The 23,720-nt window shown below is 43.2% G+C and carries 15 protein-coding genes and 1 tRNA gene; 11 read left to right on the top strand and 5 right to left on the bottom strand.

Annotation, left to right across the window (positions count from 1 at the left end; all coding sequences use genetic code 11):
- The first annotated feature begins 117 nt into the window (after positions 1 to 117).
- The 8 genes from ACO06Y_RS20500 to ACO06Y_RS20465 all read left to right on the top strand — a co-directional run bounded on the left by ACO06Y_RS20500 (position 118) and on the right by ACO06Y_RS20465 (position 14,678).
- Entirely contained in the window at positions 118 to 1,692 is a 1,575-nt protein-coding gene (locus tag ACO06Y_RS20500) for a sulfatase family protein (protein WP_422084206.1), read from the top strand.
- Between the two features lie 12 nt (positions 1,693 to 1,704).
- On the top strand, positions 1,705 to 3,192 hold the full coding sequence (locus ACO06Y_RS20495; protein WP_422080908.1) for an arylsulfatase: 1,488 nt from the start codon (positions 1,705 to 1,707) through the stop codon (positions 3,190 to 3,192).
- Between the two features lie 4 nt (positions 3,193 to 3,196).
- Complete coding sequence (locus ACO06Y_RS20490; protein WP_422080907.1) at positions 3,197 to 6,232, top strand: glycoside hydrolase family 2 TIM barrel-domain containing protein; 3,036 nt, start codon at positions 3,197 to 3,199, stop codon at positions 6,230 to 6,232.
- Positions 6,233 to 6,238: 6 nt separating this feature from the next.
- Positions 6,239 to 7,597: a sulfatase gene (locus tag ACO06Y_RS20485; protein ID WP_422080906.1), complete on the top strand. Its 1,359-nt coding sequence runs from the start codon at positions 6,239 to 6,241 to the stop codon at positions 7,595 to 7,597.
- The gene (locus ACO06Y_RS20480; RefSeq protein ID WP_422080905.1) at positions 7,555 to 9,090 is read left to right on the top strand and encodes a sulfatase; all 1,536 of its coding nucleotides are present in this window, start codon (positions 7,555 to 7,557) and stop codon (positions 9,088 to 9,090) included. Before ACO06Y_RS20485 ends, ACO06Y_RS20480 begins: the two co-directional genes overlap by 43 nt.
- 201 nt (positions 9,091 to 9,291) lie before the next feature.
- Positions 9,292 to 10,773: a sulfatase gene (locus ACO06Y_RS20475; RefSeq protein WP_422080904.1), complete on the top strand. Its 1,482-nt coding sequence runs from the start codon at positions 9,292 to 9,294 to the stop codon at positions 10,771 to 10,773.
- Between the two features lie 10 nt (positions 10,774 to 10,783).
- The gene (locus tag ACO06Y_RS20470) at positions 10,784 to 12,619 is read left to right on the top strand and encodes an alpha-1,3-galactosidase-related protein (protein WP_422080903.1); all 1,836 of its coding nucleotides are present in this window, start codon (positions 10,784 to 10,786) and stop codon (positions 12,617 to 12,619) included.
- Positions 12,620 to 12,869: 250 nt separating this feature from the next.
- Positions 12,870 to 14,678 carry a right-handed parallel beta-helix repeat-containing protein gene (locus ACO06Y_RS20465; protein ID WP_422080902.1) on the top strand — a complete coding sequence of 603 codons (1,809 nt, stop codon included), beginning with the start codon at positions 12,870 to 12,872 and terminating at the stop codon, positions 14,676 to 14,678.
- Positions 14,679 to 15,072: 394 nt separating this feature from the next.
- On the opposite strand, the gene ACO06Y_RS20460 is transcribed toward ACO06Y_RS20465, so the two are convergent.
- Positions 15,073 to 16,545, bottom strand: coding sequence for a RagB/SusD family nutrient uptake outer membrane protein (locus ACO06Y_RS20460; protein ID WP_422080901.1), 1,473 nt, complete (start codon positions 16,543 to 16,545; stop codon positions 15,073 to 15,075).
- An 11-nt stretch (positions 16,546 to 16,556) separates the two neighbouring features.
- Positions 16,557 to 19,811, bottom strand: a complete 3,255-nt coding sequence (locus ACO06Y_RS20455) for a SusC/RagA family TonB-linked outer membrane protein (RefSeq protein ID WP_422080900.1) — start codon at positions 19,809 to 19,811, stop codon at positions 16,557 to 16,559.
- Positions 19,812 to 20,162: 351 nt separating this feature from the next.
- Here ACO06Y_RS20455 and ACO06Y_RS20450 point away from each other — a divergent pair, with 351 nt between their 5' ends.
- On the top strand, positions 20,163 to 20,354 hold the full coding sequence (locus ACO06Y_RS20450) for a hypothetical protein (RefSeq protein WP_422080899.1): 192 nt from the start codon (positions 20,163 to 20,165) through the stop codon (positions 20,352 to 20,354).
- 547 nt (positions 20,355 to 20,901) lie between these two features.
- On the opposite strand, the gene ACO06Y_RS20445 is transcribed toward ACO06Y_RS20450, so the two are convergent.
- Positions 20,902 to 20,974 (bottom strand) — tRNA-Lys (locus tag ACO06Y_RS20445).
- 210 nt (positions 20,975 to 21,184) lie between these two features.
- Between ACO06Y_RS20445 and ACO06Y_RS20440 the strand changes: the two genes are divergently transcribed.
- On the top strand, positions 21,185 to 21,700 hold the full coding sequence (locus tag ACO06Y_RS20440; RefSeq protein ID WP_422080898.1) for a shikimate kinase: 516 nt from the start codon (positions 21,185 to 21,187) through the stop codon (positions 21,698 to 21,700).
- On the opposite strand, the gene ACO06Y_RS20435 is transcribed toward ACO06Y_RS20440, so the two are convergent.
- Together ACO06Y_RS20435 and ACO06Y_RS20430 are read right to left on the bottom strand one after the other, a co-directional pair.
- The gene (locus tag ACO06Y_RS20435; RefSeq protein ID WP_422080897.1) at positions 21,692 to 22,189 is read right to left on the bottom strand and encodes a phosphoribosyltransferase family protein; all 498 of its coding nucleotides are present in this window, start codon (positions 22,187 to 22,189) and stop codon (positions 21,692 to 21,694) included. The two genes, ACO06Y_RS20440 and ACO06Y_RS20435, sit on opposite strands and share 9 nt — an antisense overlap.
- A gap of 52 nt (positions 22,190 to 22,241) precedes the next feature.
- Positions 22,242 to 22,643: an RNA-binding S4 domain-containing protein gene (locus ACO06Y_RS20430; protein WP_422080895.1), complete on the bottom strand. Its 402-nt coding sequence runs from the start codon at positions 22,641 to 22,643 to the stop codon at positions 22,242 to 22,244.
- 78 nt (positions 22,644 to 22,721) lie between these two features.
- Here ACO06Y_RS20430 and ACO06Y_RS20425 point away from each other — a divergent pair, with 78 nt between their 5' ends.
- Positions 22,722 to 23,675, top strand: coding sequence for a hypothetical protein (locus tag ACO06Y_RS20425; protein ID WP_422080894.1), 954 nt, complete (start codon positions 22,722 to 22,724; stop codon positions 23,673 to 23,675).
- The last annotated feature ends 45 nt before the right edge of the window (positions 23,676 to 23,720 follow it).

The following is a 23,720-nucleotide window of genomic DNA, read 5'->3' as shown; positions in this document are numbered from 1 at the left end:
GCAATTGGAGCTAGCTATTAAGTATATAGGTTAGCTCCAGTTTGTGGTTGGGGTCGGTACCGTTGGCGTGAGATTACTGCTTAAAATTCAATTGAGATTTGCATGATTTGTAGACAAATGAAAATGGGAAAAAAAACATACTTGTCCGTATTTTTGGTGACTCTTCTTTTAGGATTCGGATGTAAAGATACCGAAAGGAAATCTCAAGAACGGGAAGAGAATCGAACAGTCGAAAGACCCAATATTGTAATTATTTACCTTGATGATCTCGGTTATGGCGATTTGGGTTCCTATGGGTCGAAATCATTGCGGACTCCCAACATAGATGCATTGGCGACGGAAGGGGTAAAGTTTACCAATGGTTATGCCTCGTCTGCGACATGTACACCAAGTAGGTATGCCTTGTTGACAGGCATGTATCCTTGGCGCAACAAAAATGCAAAAATACTTCCGGGAACGGCTCCCTTGCTCATTGATACAAAACAGCTCACACTGCCGAAGCTTCTGAAAGACCAAGGGTACCATACGGGGATTGTTGGTAAATGGCACCTTGGTCTGGGTACCGGCCATGTCAACTGGAACGAAAAAGTGTCCCCTGGACCCAATGAGGTTGGTTTTGATGAGTCGTATATTTTGGCCGCTACCCAAGACCGTGTACCAACCGTTTACATTAGGGACGGACATGTAGAGAACTTGGATCCCGAAGATCCTATCTATGTAGATTACAAGAAAAACTTTGAAGGGGAACCCACTGCGGTAGACAATCCCGATTTGGTACAAATGAAATGGCACCACGGACACAATAACAGTATTGTCAACGGTATTGGCCGAATCGGATATATGAAAGGTGGCGAAAAGGCCAAATGGAGCGATGTGGATATGGCCGATAACTTTTTGGAGAAAGCGAAGCAGTATGTGAAGACCCACAGGGCCAAGCCTTTCTTTTTGTATTACGCCATGCAACAGCCGCATGTACCAAGAACACCACATCCAAGGTTTGTCGGTACTTCAGGTATGGGTCCTAGGGGCGATGTCATTGTAGAGGCCGATTGGTGTGTGGGCGAATTCATGAAAACCTTAAAGGAGGAAGGCGTTCTCGAAAATACCTTGGTCATTTTTACCAGTGATAACGGTCCGGTGTTGAACGACGGCTATTATGACGATGCTGTTGAAAAACTGGGTAAACACGACCCCAATGGGGGACTCCGAGGAGGCAAGTACAGCCTTTTTGAGGCAGGTACGCGGGTGCCGTTTATAACATACTGGAAAGGTAAGATTGAACCCAATGTTTCCGATGCGGTGATATGCCAGATGGATATTTTAGAATCGGTTTCCGAGTTGTTGCATATACAAGGGATGACGGATACCGATGGACAAGAACTTTTGGACGTACTTCTGGGAAAAAGTAAAAACGGACGTGAAGCCTTAGTGCTCGAGGCAACTTCAAGAACAGCACTCAGAAAGGGCGATTGGTTAATGATTCCTCCCTATGAGGGCAAGGCAATCGAAGAAAAAGTAAATATAGAATTGGGAAACGCATCAGAATATCAGTTGTTCAACCTTAGTGATGATCTGGCCCAACGGGTAAATCTGGCCGGCAAAAACCCTAAAAAATTAGAAGAAATGATAGCCACCTTCGAATCCATACGAGGAAAAGATTATCAGAAGATCGAACAATTGCAATTAAAATAAAGACATCAAGACATGGTTTACATATACAAAAAATATATGCTGTTCGCCCTTATCGTTTTGGTCGTTTTGGCAGCTTGCTCTGAAAAAACCAAACCATCTGAGTCCAAACCGAAGGAAACAAAAGCGCCTAAACCAAATATTATTTTCATTTTGGCCGATGACCTTGGTTACGGTGATTTGGGGTGCTATGGACAGCAAAAAATAAAAACACCGCATATCGACCAATTGGCCCTGAACGGTATGCGTTTTACGCAGCATTACAGTGGTTCCACGGTCTGTGCCCCTTCAAGGTCGGCATTGATGAGCGGTCAGCATACCGGGCATACCTATATCAGGGGCAATCGGGAATTGAAGGGCCAAGAGGGGCAGACCCCCATACCCGACAGTTTGGTCATCTTACCCGAGGCTTTGAAAACAGTGGGCTATACCACAGGTGCTTTTGGTAAATGGGGCTTGGGCTTTGTAGGTTCTGAAGGTGACCCCATCAATCAAGGTTTTGATACCTTTTATGGCTACAACTGCCAACGTATGGCTCACCGCTACTATCCCACACATCTATGGGATAACCAAGAAATAGACTCCCTTCCGGGAAATGATTGGATCCAAAAAGTTACATATGCTCCCGATGTGATTCAAAAAAGAATGCTGCGATTTATTGAAGAGAATAAAGAAGTCCCTTTTTTCGCTTACGTGCCGTTGATACTTCCACATGCAGAATTGATTTCTCCCCAAGACAGTATTTTGGCGAAATATGCGGGAAAATTTGAAGAACCTCATCCATATAAAGGCGGTAAGTCATCTGGTTATGGACCAAATCTCAAGATCTCGGATTATACACCTCAAGAAATTCCACGCGCTACCTTTGCCAGTATGGTGGCAAGAACCGATGCCTATGTAGGGCAAATCGTGGCCAAAGTGTTCGAGCTGGGTATTGCAGGGAACACTATCATTGTATTCACCAGCGACAACGGTCCCCATGTAGAAGCGGGTGCAGATCCCGAGTTTTTCAACAGTACCGGTGGGTTGCGTGGTGTAAAAAGAGATTTGTACGAAGGTGGTGTTCGCGTTCCCATGATTGTCAGTTGGCCCGGAAAAATTCAGAAAGGGTCGATTTCACAGCATATATCGGCGTTCTGGGATTTTTTTCCCACGATAGCCGATATTACCGGTACCGCTGTTCCTGAAGATATTGACGGCATTTCTTTTCTTCCAGCACTTTTAGGCGACCAAAACCAAGAACAGCATGAATACCTGTACTGGGAGTTCATCAATCGGGGTGGAAGGCAAGCTGTTAGGATGGGCGATTGGAAAGGTGTTAAATATAAAGTGCGGACCGATAAAGATGCGCCCATGGAACTGTATAACTTGGCCATAGATCCTTCAGAAACTACTAATGTCGCGAGCAAGCACCCTGAAGTAGTGGCCCAGATAGAACAGCTATTGAGCGAGGCTCGGGTAGAGTCGGAATTGTTTCCCCTTTTTAAAGAAAGTACGCCCTAAGAGTATGAAAAGTTATCTTTCTTTTCTGTTGTACTTGTGGTTTTTAGTGCCATTGGTCGCCCAACGAACGAGCTTTAATACCGATTGGCGCTTTGTGCAGGCCGATGTCACCGGAGCTGAACAACCTAATTTTGACGATGTAAATTGGAAGTCAATAAAGCTACCCCATGACTGGAGTATTGAGGGCGAATACAGCGAAACCCATGCTATGAGTGATTGGTGCGGCTATCTGCCGGCTGGTATCGGCTGGTATCGCAAAACTATCAAAGTTCCAAAATCTTGGAAAGGCAAGCATGTCGAAATTGCATTCGATGGTGTTTTCATGAACAGTACCGTTTGGGCCAATGGTATCAAGTTAGGGCATCGCCCTTATGGATGGATTTCCTTTGAATATGATATCTCAGAAATTGTGGATACTTATGAAACCATTACATTTTCAGTTCGGGTAGACAATGACAAGCAGCCCTCGGCACGGTGGTATACCGGTAGCGGGATATACGCGAATACTTGGATTGACATTAATGAAGAAATCCATGTACCCAAAGATGGCATTTTTATTCACACCGAAGGCTCAAACGTCTATGTGGAAACTAAAGTGGTGAATAAGACCAGTGAAAAGGAAAAAATCAATGTGGTCACCACAATTTTTGATGCTGAAGGAAATATTGTTGCCAATAAAGACCACAATACAGAACTGGCAGGTTCTGGCCAGGTAACCATAAAAGAAGTTTTGACCGTAAACGACCCCAAGTTGTGGACCCCTAAAAAACCCTATCTCTATAAAGCCGTAACACAAGTCCATAGGAACAAAATTTCTATGGATGAGGTCAATACGCGCTTCGGTATTCGTGATATTAAATGGTTACCCGAAACGGGTATGTGGCTCAATGGAAAAAATGTTAAGCTGCGAGGAGTCTGTAACCATCAAGATGGGGGCGCCATGGGGGCTGCGGTACCTTATAAAATTTTGCGATTTCGTTTACAACAGCTCAAAGATATGGGTGTCAATGCCATTCGAACGGCCCACAATCCACAGACACCTGAGTTTTACGATATCTGTGATGAGTTGGGATTGTTGGTGATGGACGAAATTTTTGACGGATGGATGCGAAAAGCGACCAATGACTATGGTGCACATAGTTTTGACGAGTGGTGGCGTACGGACTTGACCGATTGGATCAAACGAGATCGCAACCACCCGTCAATCGTTATTTACAGCGTAGGTAATGAGACCCGGGGTGAAATTGGTAAAGACTTGGTTACTTTGTGCCATGAATTGGACAACACCCGACCCGTAACATCGGGCCATTCGGGCTCTGAATTTATGGACGTATTTGGGGTCAATGGCCACAGCGAAAAAAAGGGATGGTTCGAAGAAATGCCCAAGGATAGGGTTTTTATCGGTACGGAAAATCCACATACGTGGCAGGTTCGCGGGTATTATCGAACCAAAACATGGTATCGTGACGGCTACCCCAGCAAAAGACAAAAGCCCTACGAAATTCCGGATTTAACCGAAAAGGAAGTTTTTTCAAATGATTGGGTGACCACTATCGATAGGGGCAATAGAAAACAGATTTTCAATTCAAGTTATGACAATGCCACCGTACGTATGACCGCTCGTCACAGTATCGCCCAACTTCGGGATATTCCCGAATACGCCGGCTCGTTTCGTTGGACAGGCCACGATTATCTTGGCGAAGCCGGATATGTGCACGGCGGCTGGCCCTTTAAAGCATCGATGACCGGAGCCATTGATTTGGCGAATTTTGAAAAAGACTTATACTACCTCTATCAAAGCCAATGGACAACCGAACCTATGGTGCACTTGCTTCCGCATTGGACGCATCCAAAAATGGAATTGGGAACCAAAATTCCGGTATGGGCGTATTCGAACGGTGAAGAAGTTGAACTTTTTTTCAATGGCACTTCCTTAGGAAAAAAACGATCTGGAAAGGAATGGAACAAAATGCAATGCCAATGGATGGTACCCTGGCAACCCGGTGAACTCAAAGCTGTGGCCTATCGAAATGGAAAAGTAGTGACCCAAAAAACCATCAAAACGGCCGATGCCCCCTCAAAAATCAGACTTTCGGTAGATGGCGAACCACTTTTGTCCTCTGGAGAGGATATTGTACAGGTTAGAGCCACGCTTACCGACAGTGAAGATGAAATGTATCCGTATGGCGAAAATCGCGTGTACTTTCATGTGGTGGGTGATGGCCAAATCAAGGCTTTGGACAACGGTAGTCCTATCGATGTCGAAAGATATTATGAAGCGTCCGACAGAATCGCATTTTATGGCCTGACTAGAGCTTACGTCACATCAAATGCTTCCGCGAAACCTGTAAACTTTTTGACGAGTGCCATTTTGGGTGAGAAAAAATTGATTACTTCAAACGAAGTTACCATTGCCCACACATGGCTCAACCTACGCGGTACAGTCGAAAATCCTGAAGTCAAGATATTTTATACCACCGATGGCTCCGAGCCTACAATAGCATCCCAACCCTATGAAAAACCATTTAAGATTGCTTTGGGTACTACGGTCAAGGCCTTGGTTATGCTTGATGGCAACCCCATATATAACATGGAAGAACGTTTTGCACCGGATGAAGGGTTTTTGTGGAATGAAATCGTTGAAGAAGAAAGCCCGACAGGTGAACAGGCTGAGTCTGCCACCTTTAAAAATACAACTATAGGTGATAGTGGAAAAGGTTTTCATGGCAAGGGCTATCTAAAATTTGATAACGCCTTGGCGACGGTCAGTTGGTATCAAGAAAATGATGGGGGGGCAGGTGAGGCCGACCTTTACATTCGCTACAGTTGCAGAATAGAAGATCAACCAGGCACTTATTTGAAGGTCACAGTGAACGGAAAAGAACTGGATAAACCTGTTTTCGCAAGAAATACCAGAGGATTGGGCAGTCACTGGAACAAGGTCAAAGTGCCCATCAAGTTGCAACGTGGTGCAAACACCATCGCATTGAGCGCCGTAGAAAAAAAACCAATCCATATCGATGAAATCATGATAAATTGATAGAAAATGAAATTTCAAGGGTTTAAAAAAATCGTACAGATGGCCATGGGGGCTCTTTTGCTAATGGCTTGCCAAGGTTTGGTAATAGCCCAAGAAAAACCCAATATTGTCATCCTCTTTATTGATGATTATGGATATATGGATATCGGGTACCGCAATGCTATCTTTCAAACTCCTAACCTGGATCAGTTAAAAAAAGAGGGAATGGACTTTACAAGGGCCTATATTCCTACCCCGACCTGTAGTCCCAGTCGTGCCTCGTTGCTTACGGGAAAAGAAGCCGTTCGTATGCAGATGGTACGTCACATTCCTCCGAATAATGGTGGTGAATTCAGTATTCTTGAAAAAGACCCGGCCCAAATGCCCACAAGAAACTGGTTGCCGCTCAAGGAAGTCACCTACGCCGAGACCTTGAAAAAATATGGGTACTACAATGCCTTTTTTGGTAAATGGCACCTGGGCGAAGGTGAACACTATCCACAGAATCAAGGTTTTGATGAGGTTTACGGAGCTACCGATGCAGGCCATCCCCAAAGCTATTATTATCCCTTTTTTAAAGATGGACAAGACCCGAAAGGATATTTTGCACCCTCAATGGTCAATAAAGGCGATTATCTTACGGATGTACTCACTGATAACGCTGTGGATTTTATCGATTCATACGATAAAGACCAACCCTTTGTGTTGACTTTCTGGTACTATTCCGTTCATGGGCCTTCCATAGGCAGAAAAGATTTGCTAGCGAAATACCAAAAACAAGGCTTGGAAGGTAAATACGCCCACCATGCTGCGATGGTCGAGGCAATGGACGAATCCGTAGGTAGGGTGCGACAAGCTTTGGAGGATAAGGGTATTGCCGATAATACCGTGGTCATCCTGATTTCCGATCAGGGAGGGGCCTATTCCAATGCTCCCTTTCGCGGAGGCAAAAAAGGAGGGGATACGCTTGCCGAAGGTGGGGCCAGGGTTCCTATGATCGTGTACTATCCGGGAGTGACCCAAGCCAATTCGATTTGTGAGACCCCAGTACAGTCCATTGATGTTTATCCGACACTCGTAGAAATTGCTTCGGGCGAAAAATGTAAGGAAAAGCAGATAAACGGAAAAAGCTTAATGCCGTTGTTACGATTGAAGAAAACAAAGGAACGACCGCTATTCTTCTTCCGTAGCTATGAAGACCAGTACACCTCCGTTATTCGTGGAGACTGGAAATTGATCAAATATCGTAGCGGTAAATTCCAATTGTACAATTTGGAGAACGATACCGGTGAGACCACCAATTTGGTCACGACCCATCCGACAATTGCTAAAAAACTAAAAAAATGTCTAGCCAAATGGGAGAAAGAAGCTGTACCCACCTATTAAAACTCGGTGTCATGGTGCTTATGACATTGGCGTTTTCCTGTAAAGAGGAAGGAAAGGAACTGACCGTATCCGCCAAGGATACGCGGCCCAACATTATTTGGTTGATGGCCGAAGACATCAGTTTAGATTTGGAGTGCTATGGGATGAAAGGGGTACAAACGCCCAATCTTAACAAGATGGCCGCGGAAGGGGTGCGGTTTGATAATTGTTTTGTTACCAATTCCATCTGTTCTCCGAGCCGATCGGCCATGTTGGTAGGCACTCATCAAACAAAGATCAACGCCCATAATCATAGGAGCAATAGGGAAGTCCCCCTACATACCGATTACAAGCCCTTTACCTACTGGTTACGCAAGTCGGGTTATACCGCCGTTTTGGGGCATCATGGGGTAATGGACAAGGGCAGAAAAATAGATGTCAACTTCAAACATAAACCTTTAGGGCCATGGGATGGCCAGACCAAATTTGGACTTTTCGACAAGTTCGACCGTTTCGAAGAAACCGATCAGCCCTTTTTTGCACAAATACAATTAAAGGTGACCCATCGTGGGGAATGGTGGAGCGACGTCCGTGAAAAATCAGAAGATAAAGTGGATATCAATGAGATTGAATTGCCCCCGTATTACGCCGACCATCCGGCTATTCGATTGGATTGGGCCAAATACTTGGATCAGATTGAGTATATGGATTACGAAGTGGGCCTGATTTTTAAAGAATTGGAAGAAAAAAATATGGCCGATAATACCATTGTCATCTTCATCGGTGACAATGGCCGTTGCAATATTCGCGGCAAAGGGTATCTGCACGATTCGGGCCTTCGAATTCCGTTTATCGTTTATGATCCCAACAGCAAATTGCAGGGTATTGTCAACACCGATGTGGTCAGTGCGACCGATATCACTGCCACCATTTTAGATTACGCGGGCATCAACATACCCGAATACATGACCGGCCAACCCATTTTTTCGCCAGATTTTGACCGCGAACAAGTCTACGCCACCCGTGACCTTTGGGACGAAATATTGGAAAAGTCAAGAGGGATTACTACGGATAGATGGAAGTACATTAGAAATGATAAGCCAGAAATTCCCTTCGATGCGGGGCAGGCCTACCTCGAATTTTATCGCCCTGCGGTTCACGTAATGCGGAACCTCAATGAAAAAGGAGAACTCAACAAGACCCAAGAATTTTTCTTTTTAGGACAAAAACCTGAAGAAGAGCTTTATGACTTAAAGGAGGATGCGCATGAGCTGCATAATCTTGCCACGGAGGAGCAGTTCAAAGAACAACTTTTGGCAATGCGGAACAGGACAAGGGAAATGGACAGTTTGATGCAACCGGTCGATTCTGTATTCGAACCTGTTATTCCACGCTCGGTAGAGGTACTACAGTGGGTCAAATCGAAAAAACCAGAATTGCACAAGCAGATGCGGGAAGGTCTTGAAATAGGATTTAAAAAAACCGCTACTGCCTACCAAAAGGCTAAAAAGTAAGGTTAGTTCGAAATACAAAATAAGATTTAATGTGAAATGTGTATTTACAAATAACTGATTATAAAATATGTAATAATTGATTACGTCGAAAAACATTATTTGTATTGACAACTACATTAAAATTTAAGGATGGGCCCATCTTGAACTTCAAAAACAGAACCGGGCCGAAGCAAGGCAAATAATTTCAGATTACTATAACAGATGAAAAGAACAAAAAATAGCACGCATTTAAAACCCGCATTGGCAGTTGGGGCATTCTTGGTACTGCTATCTTGTGATTCATTTTCAAAATCAGGAGATCCAGTTCCATCAGAAGATTGGCCGAACATTATCTTGTTCGTATCCGATGACCATGGCACGGATGCCCTGGGTTGCTATGGCAATCCCATAATAAAGACCCCGAACCTGGATAAGTTGGCGTCAGAAGGTGTGTTATTCGCCAATGCCTACTGCACTAGTGCCAGTTGCGCCGCCAGTCGTTCTGTAATTTTATCGGGCCTGTACGGTCATGCCACCGGTTCTTACGGTCACGTACACGATTATCATCACTTTAGTACGTACGACGATATTAATACCTTGCCCAAGCGGTTGGCCGAAGCGGGCTATACGACAGCTAGGATAGGTAAGTATCACTTGGCTCCCGAAAAGGTCTATCCCTTTCAACAAGTATTGGAGTCTAATCAGCGTAATACAGTGCAGATGGCCGACAAATGTGTTGATGTGATCAACGATACCGATCCGTTCTTTTTGTATTTCTGTACGAGCGACCCCCATCGCAGTGCCCCGTTCAATCCGAAACGGTGGGATCTGCCCAATCGTTTTGGAAATAAGGATGAAGGCTATCCGGGCGTAGAGGAGGTTATCTATGACCCGACCGAGGTTATGGTGCCCAACTTTTTACCCGATACCAAACAGAGCCGTGAGGAGTTGGCCCAATATTACCAGAGCGTATCCCGTATCGATTATGGTTTTGGGCGTTTGATGTCACTTTTAGAAAAGGCCGGAAAGCTGGACGATACCATCGTCATTTACATTTCTGACAACGGTGTGGCCTTTCCCGGGGCCAAGACCACCGTTTATGAACCCGGTATTAAACTCCCCTGTATCATAAAAAATCCGTTCAAGAAGAATAAAGGTGTAATCAACAAGACCCGTATTTCCTGGGTTGACTTGGCACCGACCATTTTAGATATGGCCAATGTTCCCTATGATAAAGAGGAATTTCATGGCACATCATTTAACGAGGTTCTAGATGTGGAAGCTGCAAAGGGTCGTGACCGAATCTATGCTTCACATACGTTCCATGAAATTACCATGTACTACCCGATGCGTGTCATTATAGATAAAAACTATAAGCTGATTTGGAACATTGCATGGCGGATGGAATATCCCTTTGCATCGGATTTATGGGCGTCTTCAACTTGGCAATCTATTTACCAAAATGATGTTGGGAATTATGGTATGCGTACCGTAACGGACTATATGATGCGACCGGAATTTGAACTGTATGACCTGGCTGAAGATCCCGATGAAACCAACAATCTGGCCCTTGATAAGGCACATGCGGATCTTTTAAAAGATTTACAAAAACAACTCCGTGATTTTCAGTCAAAAACATCCGACCCATGGCTAATTATGTGGGATTACGATGCATCATTGCAGGGTACGGGCGTTAATTTATAAGGCAAGCATTATGAAATTCAACAGAAAAAAAATAGGTGTTCTATCCCTTTTGCTCTGCGCCCATCTATCGCTATTGGCCACGGAAGAAATACATATTGCCCATGAAGAAGGAGATATGACCCCAAAGGTCAGAAAGGCCATCGAGATGGCAAACGAAAAAGATATTAAGCTTGTTTTTGAAAAAGCTACTTACTTCTTTAAGCCCGATCATGCAATAGGCCGCTACCTATATGTGACCAACCACGATAACGGCTACAAGAAAATCATCTTTCTGTTTGAGGATTTCGATTCGGTCACCATTGAGGGCAATGGTGCCGAATTCCTATTTCACGGACAAGTAGCGCCCTTTCATTTTGAAAACTGCGGAAAGGTAACCGCAAAGGATTTTTCCATAGACTGGGACATACCTTTTCTTTTTCAAGGGGAGGTCACCGTAGTCAATAAAAAAGAAGGATGGTTTGAGTTATGGCCTTTTACAAAGGGTTATTCATGGACACTCAGTAAGGGCCGGGTTCTTTTTCCTAATATCGACGGTTTCAATTTTGAAGCGCTCGGTACCTCCTTGGAGTGGAATGCCGAAACCAATAATGTAGCTTACGGAGTCTCTGGCTTGTACCTGCGACCGGAAAAAGTAGTCAAGACCCAAAATGGACATTTACGGTTTTACGACAGCGGAATAGGAAAATTCCCTGTAGTTGGCAATATTTTACAGTCGAAGGGCGACAAGGCCAATGACCGCTATGCACCTGGAATGCATCTAAGAGGTTCAAACAACATCCATATTTCAAAAGTGGTCATACACCATGCGTTGGGGATGGGATACCTTTTTGACCGTTGCGATGGCATTACCGTGGTGGACAGTGGTGTTTATCTTAAAGAGAATACCGACCGCGTAGTGACTACCATTGCCGACGCGACGCATTTTGCCGGATGTAAGGGTAATGTATTAGTAGAGAATTGCCGATTTGAGGGCATGTTGGATGATGGCACGAATGTACACGGAATTTACCTTAGGGTGAACGATATAGAAGATGAACACAGCCTAATTGCCGAGCGCATGCATAATGAACACATGGGCCAGGTATTCGCCGAAGAAGGGGATGAGGTTTGGTTCATTCACAGTCCAAGTCCGAAACGAAGAGAGGTGAATAAAGTATCAGAAGTAGAGGAAATCAATGAGCGTTTCGTAAGACTTACCTTTGAAGCTCCATTATCGCCCTCGCTCGGGGCAGATGATGTATTGGAAAATAAAACCTGGAATCCGGTCTTCACTATGCGTGGCTGTTCCATTAGCAAGCACAGGGCCCGTAACATCATCATTAAAACTCCGGAACCCATTTTAATTGAAAATAACTACCTGTCTTCCATGATGTCCTCCATCATGTTGCGCGGCGAAACCTACTATTGGTACGAATCGGGTGCGGTACGGGATGTTGTGATACGAAACAATCATTTTGAGCATTGTGCCTATGGCGGGTTGGAGCATGCCGTTTTTAGAGTATCCCCAAGGCTTGCCAAAGTGTTTGATCAGACCGAAACGTATGACAGTAATATCCTTTTTGAGAATAATCTTATCGAGACCTTTGACAACCGAATCGTTTGGGCCGATAGGCTTGCAGGGTTTGTGTTTAGAAACAATACGATAAAACAGACGACCACGGAAAAACCTCAATATCCCGAAGCCTATCTTTTCGATTTTGAAAATTGTAAGGATGTGGAGATATCGAAAAATACGTACCTCGGTAATGTGACCAAATTTGTTAAAGCGGATAATGCTTCCAAAAAATCCTTAAGGGTCAAGGCCAATAAGGGCATTCGATTTAAGGAGAAAAGCTTTAATAAATAACCTTGGTAGCGGCCATGGGCAATATTTACAAAAAATACTAGCGATTTATTGGTAAATACAGCTGTACAGCCGGGGCTAAATTACTGGCGATTGATACGGGTAGTCTGTATTATAGGAGTAATTACCAAGTGGATAATAGAAACGCCACCAGCGGTTACATCACAGTGATGGTGTAATTCAATGGTATTCATAAACATGTGAAGGTAAAGCCAACCCCGGAAGAATTGGAATCACCAATAGTTAATTTATAATGATGAAAAGAATATTTCACATCCTATTCTGTATGATAGTTTCGTTATCACTAAAAGCACAGACCACCATCAATGTCGCTGATTATGGTATCGTTCCGGATAAAGATATAGTACTGGAAGTCAATCAGCTACTTCATTCCCTGAAGAAGAAAAAAGATGTGGTGCTATCGTTCCCAAAAGGAACTTATCAATTTTATCCGGAAAATGCGTTTGAAACCTATTGGGCAGTCTCCAATCATGATAATAGCCTTAAAAAAATGGCATTTCCATTGTTCGATATGGATGGAATTACCATTGATGGTAATGGATCGGAATTTGTTTTCCACGGCCGTATTTGTCCCATCGTTGTCTTTGAATCCCAAAGTGTCACCTTAAAAAACTTTTCCATAGATTGGAGCATTCCGTTTCAAAGTGAGCTGTCCGTTGTAGAGAACGATGAAGCCAATAATAGTTTTGTGGCCACGATCGGGACGAATCATAAATACAGGGTTAAAGATGGTAAAGTCTATTTTCGGCATTACGATTGGGAAGACCCTATTGGACAGAATACACCTTTTGACCCAAAAACAAATGCCCCAATTTGGGATTCCAGACCTTATGCCTTCAATATAAAAAATGCCGTGGCCAAGGATTTGGGCAAGGATAAAATTGAATTCAGGAAAGCGACTAAGAAAGTACCACCTGTAGGCACCGTAATCGTCAATCACGGGCCACAAGGCACCAATAGGCTGGTGCAAGCCATCCATTTAAAGAATTCCAAAAACACCAGGATAGAAAATGTCACCATTTATGCCGCAGGGGGCATGGGCTTGATCGCGGAACGTTGTGAGAACATCCATTTGGATGGATATAAAATCACTTCCAAAGCGGGAAGAACGACCTCCACAAGAGCGGATGCATCCCATTTTTTGGGCTGTAAAGGGCTCATTAGAATGGAAAACTGTTTGTTGGAGCATATGCTCGATGATGGAATCAATGTACACGGGGCCTATGTGAAAGTGGATAAATACGTGGGAGGGAAGCAGTTTTTATGTGAAATTAGCCATCACCAACAATGGGGACTGACCTTTGCCGAAATTGGAGACAAGGTAACCATTACTTCAAGGGAAACGGTTTTGCCCATTTTTGAAACCGAGGTGAGTGATTTTAGAGTTTTAAACGAAAAGAAGTTCCTCATCACTGTAAAAGAAGTTCCGGCTGAAATGCCGGAAGGATTATTGTCTTTGGAAAATAGTACATGGAATCCTGATTTGGTCATGCGAAACAATACGATCAGGGATAACAGGGCAAGGTCCGTATTGGTGACTATCAAAGGAAAAGTGTTGATTGAAAACAATTATTTTTCATCACAAATGCACGGTGTTTTAATCGAAGGCGATAACAACAAATGGTATGAATCAGGCGGTGTCAGGAATGTTGTGATCCAGAACAATATATTCGAAAACATCGGATATGGAGACAGTACTGGATATCCGCTCTACGTAGCGCCCTTGTTGCGCCCGGAACAACGTTTGGGTGACGAAAAATACCATTGGAACATCAACTTTTTAAACAATGTAATCAAGAGCTTCAATGGGCATTTAGTACGTGCAATTTCGGTAAAGGGCCTGGACATAAAAAACAACACGATAGAATTGAGTAGAACCTATCCCACAGGTCTCCAAAGGACTGCTTTAGCGTTTGAGTATTGCGAAGCTGTCACCATCGAAAAAAATGAATTCAAGGGTTTTGATTGGCCAATAACGATCGATAAAAAAGATAGTGCTGTCAATTTTACCGTAAAGAAGAACAAAGGGATTTCAAAATGACGATTCATAGAAGTAAATCTCTGAAAATATCCATACACCGGCTACTTTTTTTGGTTTTTCCCGTAATTCCAAACCAAAAGCAAACGACCGTAGATTTGATACGCATATGGGTGCAATAATACGGTCTGAATCAAAGTAATGTTTGAGTTCATTTCAATCAGGCCGTTTCTTATAGTATAAATAAAAAAAATAGCGGGGCATGCCCCTGCTATTTTTTTCTGATTTCTATCGGTTAAATACCTACCCACCCATTTTCAAAATGGGTTCCAATGCGAACCACAAACACCAGAAGATTTTTGTCTAGCGAATTGGTATCAAAAACATTGAAAATGGCACTGTAAGGTTCTCGAGTGAATTCAGCAATAGCCATAAAAGGTTTACGAACAGGTGTGATTTAATACCCATTATTTTGTGCCAAGACACCTTTGGATAGTGTTACCTGTGTTGCAGGTATAGGCACAACCTCGTTGATACCCGCCGTAAAACCAAATTCTGACAAAAGGCTCTCGGCCCTACCTGTACGTATTAGGTCATGAAATCTAAATCCTTCCCCGGCCAATTCCACACGTCTTTCATGATAGATGGCGTCGAGTAATGCTTGGCCGGTCAAAGTTGGATCTAAATCTGGTAAAACATTGTCAGGTGCCGTGCCCCTTGCCCTTCTTCGTACTCTATTTACAAATTCTATGGCAGTTGTAGGGTCTGATGCATACACAGCCTCGGCGTACATTAGGTAGGTATCGGCAAGTCGTATAAGGCGAACGTTGTTTGCGCTATTGTTGTTACCACCAATATCGGGTTTAAGATAATCGGTAAATGGCTCCCACGCATATTTTCTTACGTACCAGTCTGTACCAAAAGGCCTGTCGTTAAAGAACAGTGTGGCGTCAAACCTAGGGTCGTTCTCCTCATATTCATTTCTTAAATCTTCCCTAGCTTGGACAAACCCTCCACCCCTGTTGTTGTTCGGGTTTACCCGTCGCGGAATTCCCGTTCCTAAAATATTGGCATCCGTTACGAAGTTGATTTCAAAAATAGACCCTGAATTCCATTCACCTTCAGGTTGAAAAATAGTACTGTAATCCGGTGTGAGCGAATAATTCAGTGCAAATAGCTGATCGCCAAAAGACCTAATTTGGTCATTTTTATTTTGATACAGCAATACGCGCATCATGAGCCCAAGAGCAGCACCTTTATCGGCACGCCCCAAGGAATCACCGCCTCTATCGAATCTTGATGGTAAATTATCTATGGCAAACTGCAAATCCGATTCTATCAATTGATATACCTCTTCTTTTGAAGCCCTTGGTTGGTTAAACTCCGATAATTCCAAGGGTTCCTCGATCAAAGGCACTCCACCAAAGGAATTGACCAAATCAAAATAATACAAAGCCCGTAGAAATCTTGCCTCGGCCAAAATCTCCTGTTGTCTATCGGTATCCTCAAATTCAATGTCGGGCACATTTGCCAAAACTAAATTTGCAAAAAGAATGCCTTCGTAATTCACGCTCCATAATTCTTCAAAAATAGGATTGGATGTCGTATAGGTATACGTATCTTTTTCCAACAAGGGTGCATTATTTGAAGCAGTTCTTCCCCCTTTTATAAAATCGTCGGTTCCTATCTCACCAAAAATAATATCGGTACCCATGGTGCCCCAAAAATTACTACCGTATAACACTCGCATCGAAGAGTATACGGAAACGAGTGCTTGCTCTGCCTGTTCTGGCGTGTTGTAAAAGTCCTCTAGAACGGGTTCTCCAAAATTCTGTGGATCCAAATCATCATCACAGGACAATGTGAATGTTACCAACATGGCACAAAGGAAATATTTTACGCTTTCTATGTTTTTATTAAGTGTTGTCATCTTTCAATTTTTTAAAAATTAACATCAATTCCCAAGGAAATAGTTCGAGCAGAAGGAAATCTTCCCCGATCTATACCGATATCCAACGTAGTCCTATTCCCAGTTTGTGTTTGGGTATCGTCTATACCCAATTCTGGATCTAGACCATTGTAGTTTGTAAATGTGAGTAGGTTTTGTCCCGCGATATAAATACGCGCGAATGAAATGAATGTTTTATCCAGAACACTTTCAGGCAAGGTATAGCCCAATTGTATGTTTTTCAATCTAAGATAAGACCCATCTTCCACAAACCTGCTAGAAGCTAAATTGTTGTTGGAAAACCCAGCAAAAGTAGCTCTTGGAACCGTATTGGAAGTTCCTGGCCCATTCCATCGGTTTAAAAACCCGGTACTTAGGTTGGAATCCAAAAATCCCTCCAACATCCATCCCGTTGCATTGAAAATATCGTTTCCTTGGGAGCCTTGAAAAAATACCGATAAATCAACTTGTTTATAAGCCAAGTCCAAGTTTATCCCGTACGTAAAATCAGGTAGCGGGGAACCAATAATTTTTCGGTCGTCATCATTGATAACACCATCATCGTTAACATCCCTATACCTCACGTCACCAGGCTGATTGCCCGGTAGGCTTGCATTGTTTTCGATTTCCGAATCATCTTGAAAAATGCCGATCATCTCCAACCCGTAAAAAGAAGCCAAGGGCTGTCCTACCTCGGTTCTACTTAGGTCTACATAGCCATTGCCGGCCCTTCCTGCGGTAATTACACTACCTTCATCGGCCAAACTTACAACGACGTTGTCCACAAAAGAAATATTACCTCCTAAACTAAAATTAAAGTCACCTATTTTTTTCTTAAAGTTGGCTACAAGTTCTAAACCCTTGTTTTCGATTTCTCCGGCGTTGACGGTCGGGTTTCCTGAAAAACCGCTCAGCCGCGGTATTGGCGTTTCAAGCAATAAATCCGATGTGTTTTTAATAAAATAGTCCGCTGAAAGCGTGAATGAATTTTTAAAGAGTCCCAAATCGACTCCAAAATTTGTAGTCGTTGTAGTTTCCCATCGTAAATCAGGGTTTCCGGGTCTGGTCGGGCCAAGACCTATTGCAGCAGACTCCGCATCTCCAAGCGCATAGTTGTTATTGGTACTCAACGTACTGAATATGGCTGAATTTGGAATGTCCTGGTTTCCTGTTTCTCCCCAGCCAACACGAAATTTTATTTGGTCGATGGATTTTACATCAAAAAAGTTTTCGTTGTGCAAATTCCATGCAAGGGCCAACGAGGGGAAGTAGGCAAAACTATTGTTCGACCCAAAGCGGCTAGACCCGTCCGCTCTATATGTTGCGGTTATTAAGTAGCGTTGGCCAAAATTATAATTGACCCTACCAAAAAAGGACAATAAACTTGATTCTGAAATGTTACCTGAATTTGTGGCTGTGTCTACAGCTCCGGAGCCAAGGGTTGGATTTTCCACACCATCGGGAATATTACTTCTCGTAGCGTTAACCGAATTAAACTTTAACTGCTGTGTTTCATGGCCCAACAATGCGGAAAAATTGTGTTTTTCGTTAAATGTCTTTTGATAGTTCAATGTGTTGAACCATATCAAGGTCCTGTTCTCAGCTCTAGTAAGTACGTATCTATTGTTGGGGCGGTTCTGTTCTGCAGATATGAAAAATTCTTCTTCAAAATTATCTACTTTTCGGTTATTTATTTCCACACCAATGTTGGAACTAAAAGTGAGGTCTTCAAAAAGATCGATATTTACGAAGAGATTACCCAAAAAGCCTTCTCTGGAAGAAGGACGGAGATTATAGATTGTAGATCCGACCGGATTAAGAATTTCAGTAGAAAATAGGGGTCTCGCGGGTGTGCCATCATCATTGGAGATAGGCGATGCAGGGTCAATGACATAGCCGGTGAACGCCGTTTTTTGATTTGAGTTGATGCCACCATCCAAAATACCTACCGTTTTGGCGTTTGTGTATTGAATATTATGGCCTAATTTAATTTTTGGTTTTATTTGATACGTATTATTTATTCTAAAGTTCGTACGTCTAAAAGAGGTGTTTTTTATAATACCTTTTTGGTCAAAGTGGCCAAATGAGAAGTAATAATTGGTTTTGTCCGTACCTCCAGCAACGGATACTTGATGGTTGGCAACTGTACCTGTTTTGTAAACGGCATCTCTCCAATTAAATGTTTCCAACGATGAAGGATTTTCTAAATCCGGATTAATCGGGTTTCCGTCATTTACCCTGCCTTCATTGTTTATAGTGGCCCATTGTTCGGCATTCAAAACATCTAGGTTATCAATTTTTTCTTCAAAACCGTAATAACTGCTATATGAAATTAAGGGGGCACTATCTTTCCTTCCCGTCTTGGTAGTAATCAGCACTACCCCGTTTGCAGCCCTGGAACCATATATTGCGGTTGCAGAAGCATCTTTAAGTATTTCGACCGATTCGGCATCTGCGAAATTAATATTGGCAATGTCATTGATGGGAACCCCGTCTACAATATATAGCGGATCTGCGTTGTTGACGGTTCCTATTCCCCTGATTCTTACAGTAGGGGTAGAGCCTGGTTGTCCGGAAGTTTTGGAAACGACTACGCCTGCCGCCCTACCTTGTACGGCTTGTGCCAAGGATGGTACTTGGGTTTTGTTGATTTCATCGGTATTGACCGAAGAAACAGATCCTGTAAGATCGGATTTTTTTACAGTGCCATAGCCAATAACGACAACTTCGTCAAGTTGCTCTTGATCAGTTTGAAGAGAGACGTTGATTATAGTTTGATCGCCAACTACGATATTCTGTGTAGCATATCCTATATAGGAGATGATTAGAACATCATCTGGCGAAGCCTCGATACTGTAGTTGCCATCAAAGTCTGACTGGGTACCCCTGGTCGTACCTTGTATTAATATGTTTGCACCCGGTATTGGCCCCTGCTCATCCGATACCGTTCCGGTTATTGTCTGCTGGGCATTTGCCGATTGCATTCCAAATCCATCTTTTACGTTTCCATCTATCTTAATTCGGGTAGTTTTTGAAGTTTCCAAAGAGGAATCGGTATGGCTTTCCATTGCCGAAACTTTTTCATAACCGAGGTAATTGAGGTTTAATGTAAATTTTTCGTTTTCGGAATGAACAGTTGCCTGCATCTGAAACAAGAAAACAAAAAAGAGATAGATCGTCAGTTTAACTTTCAGGCTAATTTCTTGTGGAGCACGGATCAACCCCCATATTTGGACTAAATTTTTCATAATAAGTGCATTCTAGATTGATAGTTTAGTGGTGTAACATTGCATATTTTCAAAAAACATAGTTCAAATCTAAAAGGTCAAAGAATCATGAATGTATCTGAGTGTATATTTTATGTGTCTTTCGATACATTTGAAATCCTATGCGGAAAATCCCGATTACCCCTTATTTGTGAAAGGGATTATTTAAACTACCGTTGTAGAGATTTTCCTTAAGGTATTTGGAAAGATTCTGTTTTAAATAGAAAGGCCATTATATGGAAGAAGCTCAAATTGCATCCAAGGTGTCAATGGTGGAGTTCTTGCTACAAAAATGCAGGAATTCGTCGCTCAACACCAATTGTGAATTGTAGTATGGGCACACCTTCCTGGACGGTCATTTGTATGGGGATAGGCCTGTTATCCTATGTTTCACTCTACATTTTGGTGGATCGGTGGGGTTGTTCCAGATGGGCAAATCCCATAAAGGCTGCCGGTACCAGTACGTTGACTTGTTACCTTATGCCTTATTTTATCTATCCCACCATAGTACTGGTCGGTTTTTAATGGCCGGAATTCCTGTCGGATGGTTTCATGGGCATCGTAAAATTGCTTCTTTTTTCCCTGGTCATTATACTATTGGTAAGGCTATTGGAAAAAAGAAATATCCGTCTTAAGATTTAAGCTCATATTAAATAAAGTAACTGCTTTTAGATAGTATCCCGTTGTTTTCAACCGGGCTCAAGCAAGCTCGGATTTACCCCCAAACAAAAAACCCTCCTTAAAAGGTGGGTTTTGCTTTCTCTGGTGACTTGGCCGGGGCTTCCCTCGTCTTGGCTCGGGACGGGCTTCTCGCCCCACTTTTATTACATAAAAAACCCCGACACTTACTGTCGGGGTTCCAGTTCACTTCGTGACCTGACTGGGGTTAACTTTGCTACGCTCGTTGGATCCAGTGGTCACTTACTGCAAACCTGCCTCTCGGCAGACAAGTGCAAAACCACCAAAACCTTTGGTTTTGTAGTTTTTTGTTTTTCCGATACGCTCGAGCGAACCCGATGTCTCTTCAAAACAAAAAATCCTGCCATAATAGACAGGATTTTGCGCTTGATTGTGACCTGGCTGGGGCTCGAACCCAGGACCCTCTCCTTAAAAGGGAGATGCTCTACCAACTGAGCTACCAGGTCAATATAAAATTTAAAAGTTTCCAAAACCCGTATACCAGCTATTGTGTTATACAAGATTTGGAGGGCTTGCCCGCCTAAGCCAACGACTCGGTTGCTTAGGCGGGTGCAAATATAAGATCATTAATTTATTTAACAAGTCGATTTTGGCAGAAATTTATCTTTTCTTTGCCCCCAAAAGCAAATCGTACATTTTTATAAATAGTAATCCAATTGAAAATAGTTTTAGTAGGTTATATGGGAAGCGGCAAGTCCACCATTGGCAAAATATTGGCCGATGGGCTGGGACTGGATTTTTGGGATTTGGACGGATATATCGAGCGTTCCGAAGGGGATACTATTCCGGATTTGTTCAAGAAAAAGGGAGAGATTTATTTTCGTAAAAAGGAAAATGAGTATCTGGGGCAAATACTGCATAATGAACACAATTTTGTGCTCTCTACCGGCGGTGGTGCCCCGTGTTATGGGAACAATATGGAAATCATACAGAAGGGAACAAAAAATGTCTTTTACCTCAAAGTATCCGTGGGGGAATTGGTAAAACGACTGGCTACCCAAAAGTCCGAGCGTCCCTTGATCAAAAACATCTCGGATTCCGATTTGCCCGAATTTATCGGGAAGCATTTGTTCGAAAGAGGATTCTTTTATGAAAGGGCTTGGCACACAATTTCATGTAACGGGAAGGAGGCCAAAGAGATTGCCCAGGAAATCCGCACCTTTCTAATCTAGATAAACCCGATCATTTTGCGTTTCAAATTTTACATGAACGTGTTCTTGTAAGGAGGTGGAAAGCGAAATACCCTTATAATCGGCCTTTACAGGATACTTTTTATGGTTGCGGTTCACCAAGACCGCCGTTTTCAACTGTTTTAATGGTGTTTTGAGAAAGTGTTGTACCCCGTAGACCAAGGTGGTTCCCGAGTTCAACACGTCATCCACCAGAACGACGGATTTTTGTGTGTACTCCTTTTCCGGGATGGAAGTGGTAACCCCACTCTCCAAGGGGTTCTTTTTGTCCATCTGTACCTTACATAAAAGTATCTTGGCCGGGGTTATCTTTTTTAGGACGGTCTGGATTTTTTTGGCGAAATCGAGTCCGCCCCCTTCAATGCCGGCTACAATGATCTCTCGCTCGTCTACATTGGCCTCGTAGATCTGATAGGCGATCCGCCGTATTTTATGTTGTATTTGAAGATGGGACAGGATGTTATTTTGCATGGAATTAATAGCTTAGGTTTCAAATATAAAAAAACCATAGGTACCTTGGACCTTAATCCTCGTCTTCACCATTTTCGGTAAAAGGGGAGGGGGTATCCAAATAATCTTCGATCTCCCTGCGATCTTTTTTTGTAGGCCGGCCCGTTCCTTTCTTTCGGTAATAGTCCTTGGAATATTGTAACAGTTCATTATGCTCAAAGGCTTCTTTTGGCGTGGTGTCCTTTCGATAGATGTCCACTAATTTTGCACCTACCCGGGAAGGGGGGAGTTCCAGAACGTGCAATTGATAGTCGATCTGATTTTTCCGTAATATAACTTTATCCGTAGGGTATACTTCCTTGGAAGGCTTTGCGGAATACCCATTAACCTTTACCTGACCTTTTTTACAGGCATTGGAGGCCAAGTTCCGTGTCTTAAAATAACGGGTACTCCAAAGGAACTTATCGATGCGCATCTACCTTCAAAATTGTTTGTTAACGACTCCCGCAAAAATACGGGAAAATTGTATCTTGCCGCCCTGAAAGATTGCCTAATGAAAAGAATTCAACTTGTAGTCCCATTGTTGATGCTGATTCTTCTGGGGTCGTGTAAGAACGATGACGATCGACCGGAAGCGGAACTGGTACCTCCCAGGCTTTTGAGCGAGGTGGCCGCCGAGGATGATGCCGAGTTGCAGGAATTCCTTAAATCCCATTTCTATAACTATGAAGATTTTGAGGAACCGATCGATCCCGGTTTTGACATGATCGTACGGATCGATACCATTGCAGGGGACAATGCGGATAAACGACCGCTTTGGGACGATGTGCAAACGGAAAGTGCTATTGTAGAGTCCTCGGATTTTGGATTGGACGATGGGGAAGAAATTGAACATAATCTGTATTATGTGGTCGTTAGGGAAGGTGTGGGCGGAAGCCCCACATTTGCGGACAACACAGTGTTGCGATATGAGGGTACCCTATTGAGCGGTGATGCCTTTGATGCTTCCAATTCACCTGTAAATCAGTATCTCTCCGGCAATCTTATTCCAGGTTATGCCATGGGTGTGGAAAAACTCAACGCTGGGGAAGGTCCCTTTGATAATGGGGATGGTACGGTCAGTTTTGAGAATTATGGTATCGGCATACTTTTTATCCCTTCAGGATTGGGTTATTTCGATAGACCCCCGAACGGTTCGGGTATTCCTCAATACACCCCATTGATTTTTAAAATCGATGTTTTGTCCTTTGAGCCCGATACCGATTTTGATGGGGATGGTATTCCTTCCATTTTGGAGGATGTAAATGGGGATGGCGACTTGAATAACGACAATACGGATGCGGATACGGAGCCCTTTGGCGTATTTCTACCCAATCATAATGATACGGACGATGATGGGGATGGGATACCCACCCGGGACGAGATCGATATTGATGAGGAGGGGAATGTAACCTTTCGCGATACGGATGGTGACGGGATATGGGATCATTTGGACAATGATAACTAGCCCTCGCTAGTATCGAAAAAGAAACTAAAAAAGGCCCGCAAGTTT

Source organism: Ulvibacterium sp., from assembly GCF_965228935.1.
Taxonomy (GTDB): Bacteria; Bacteroidota; Bacteroidia; order Flavobacteriales; family Flavobacteriaceae; genus Ulvibacterium.
The sequence above is the reverse complement of the archived record's forward strand: the minus strand, read 5'-3'. Positions and strand labels throughout refer to the sequence as shown.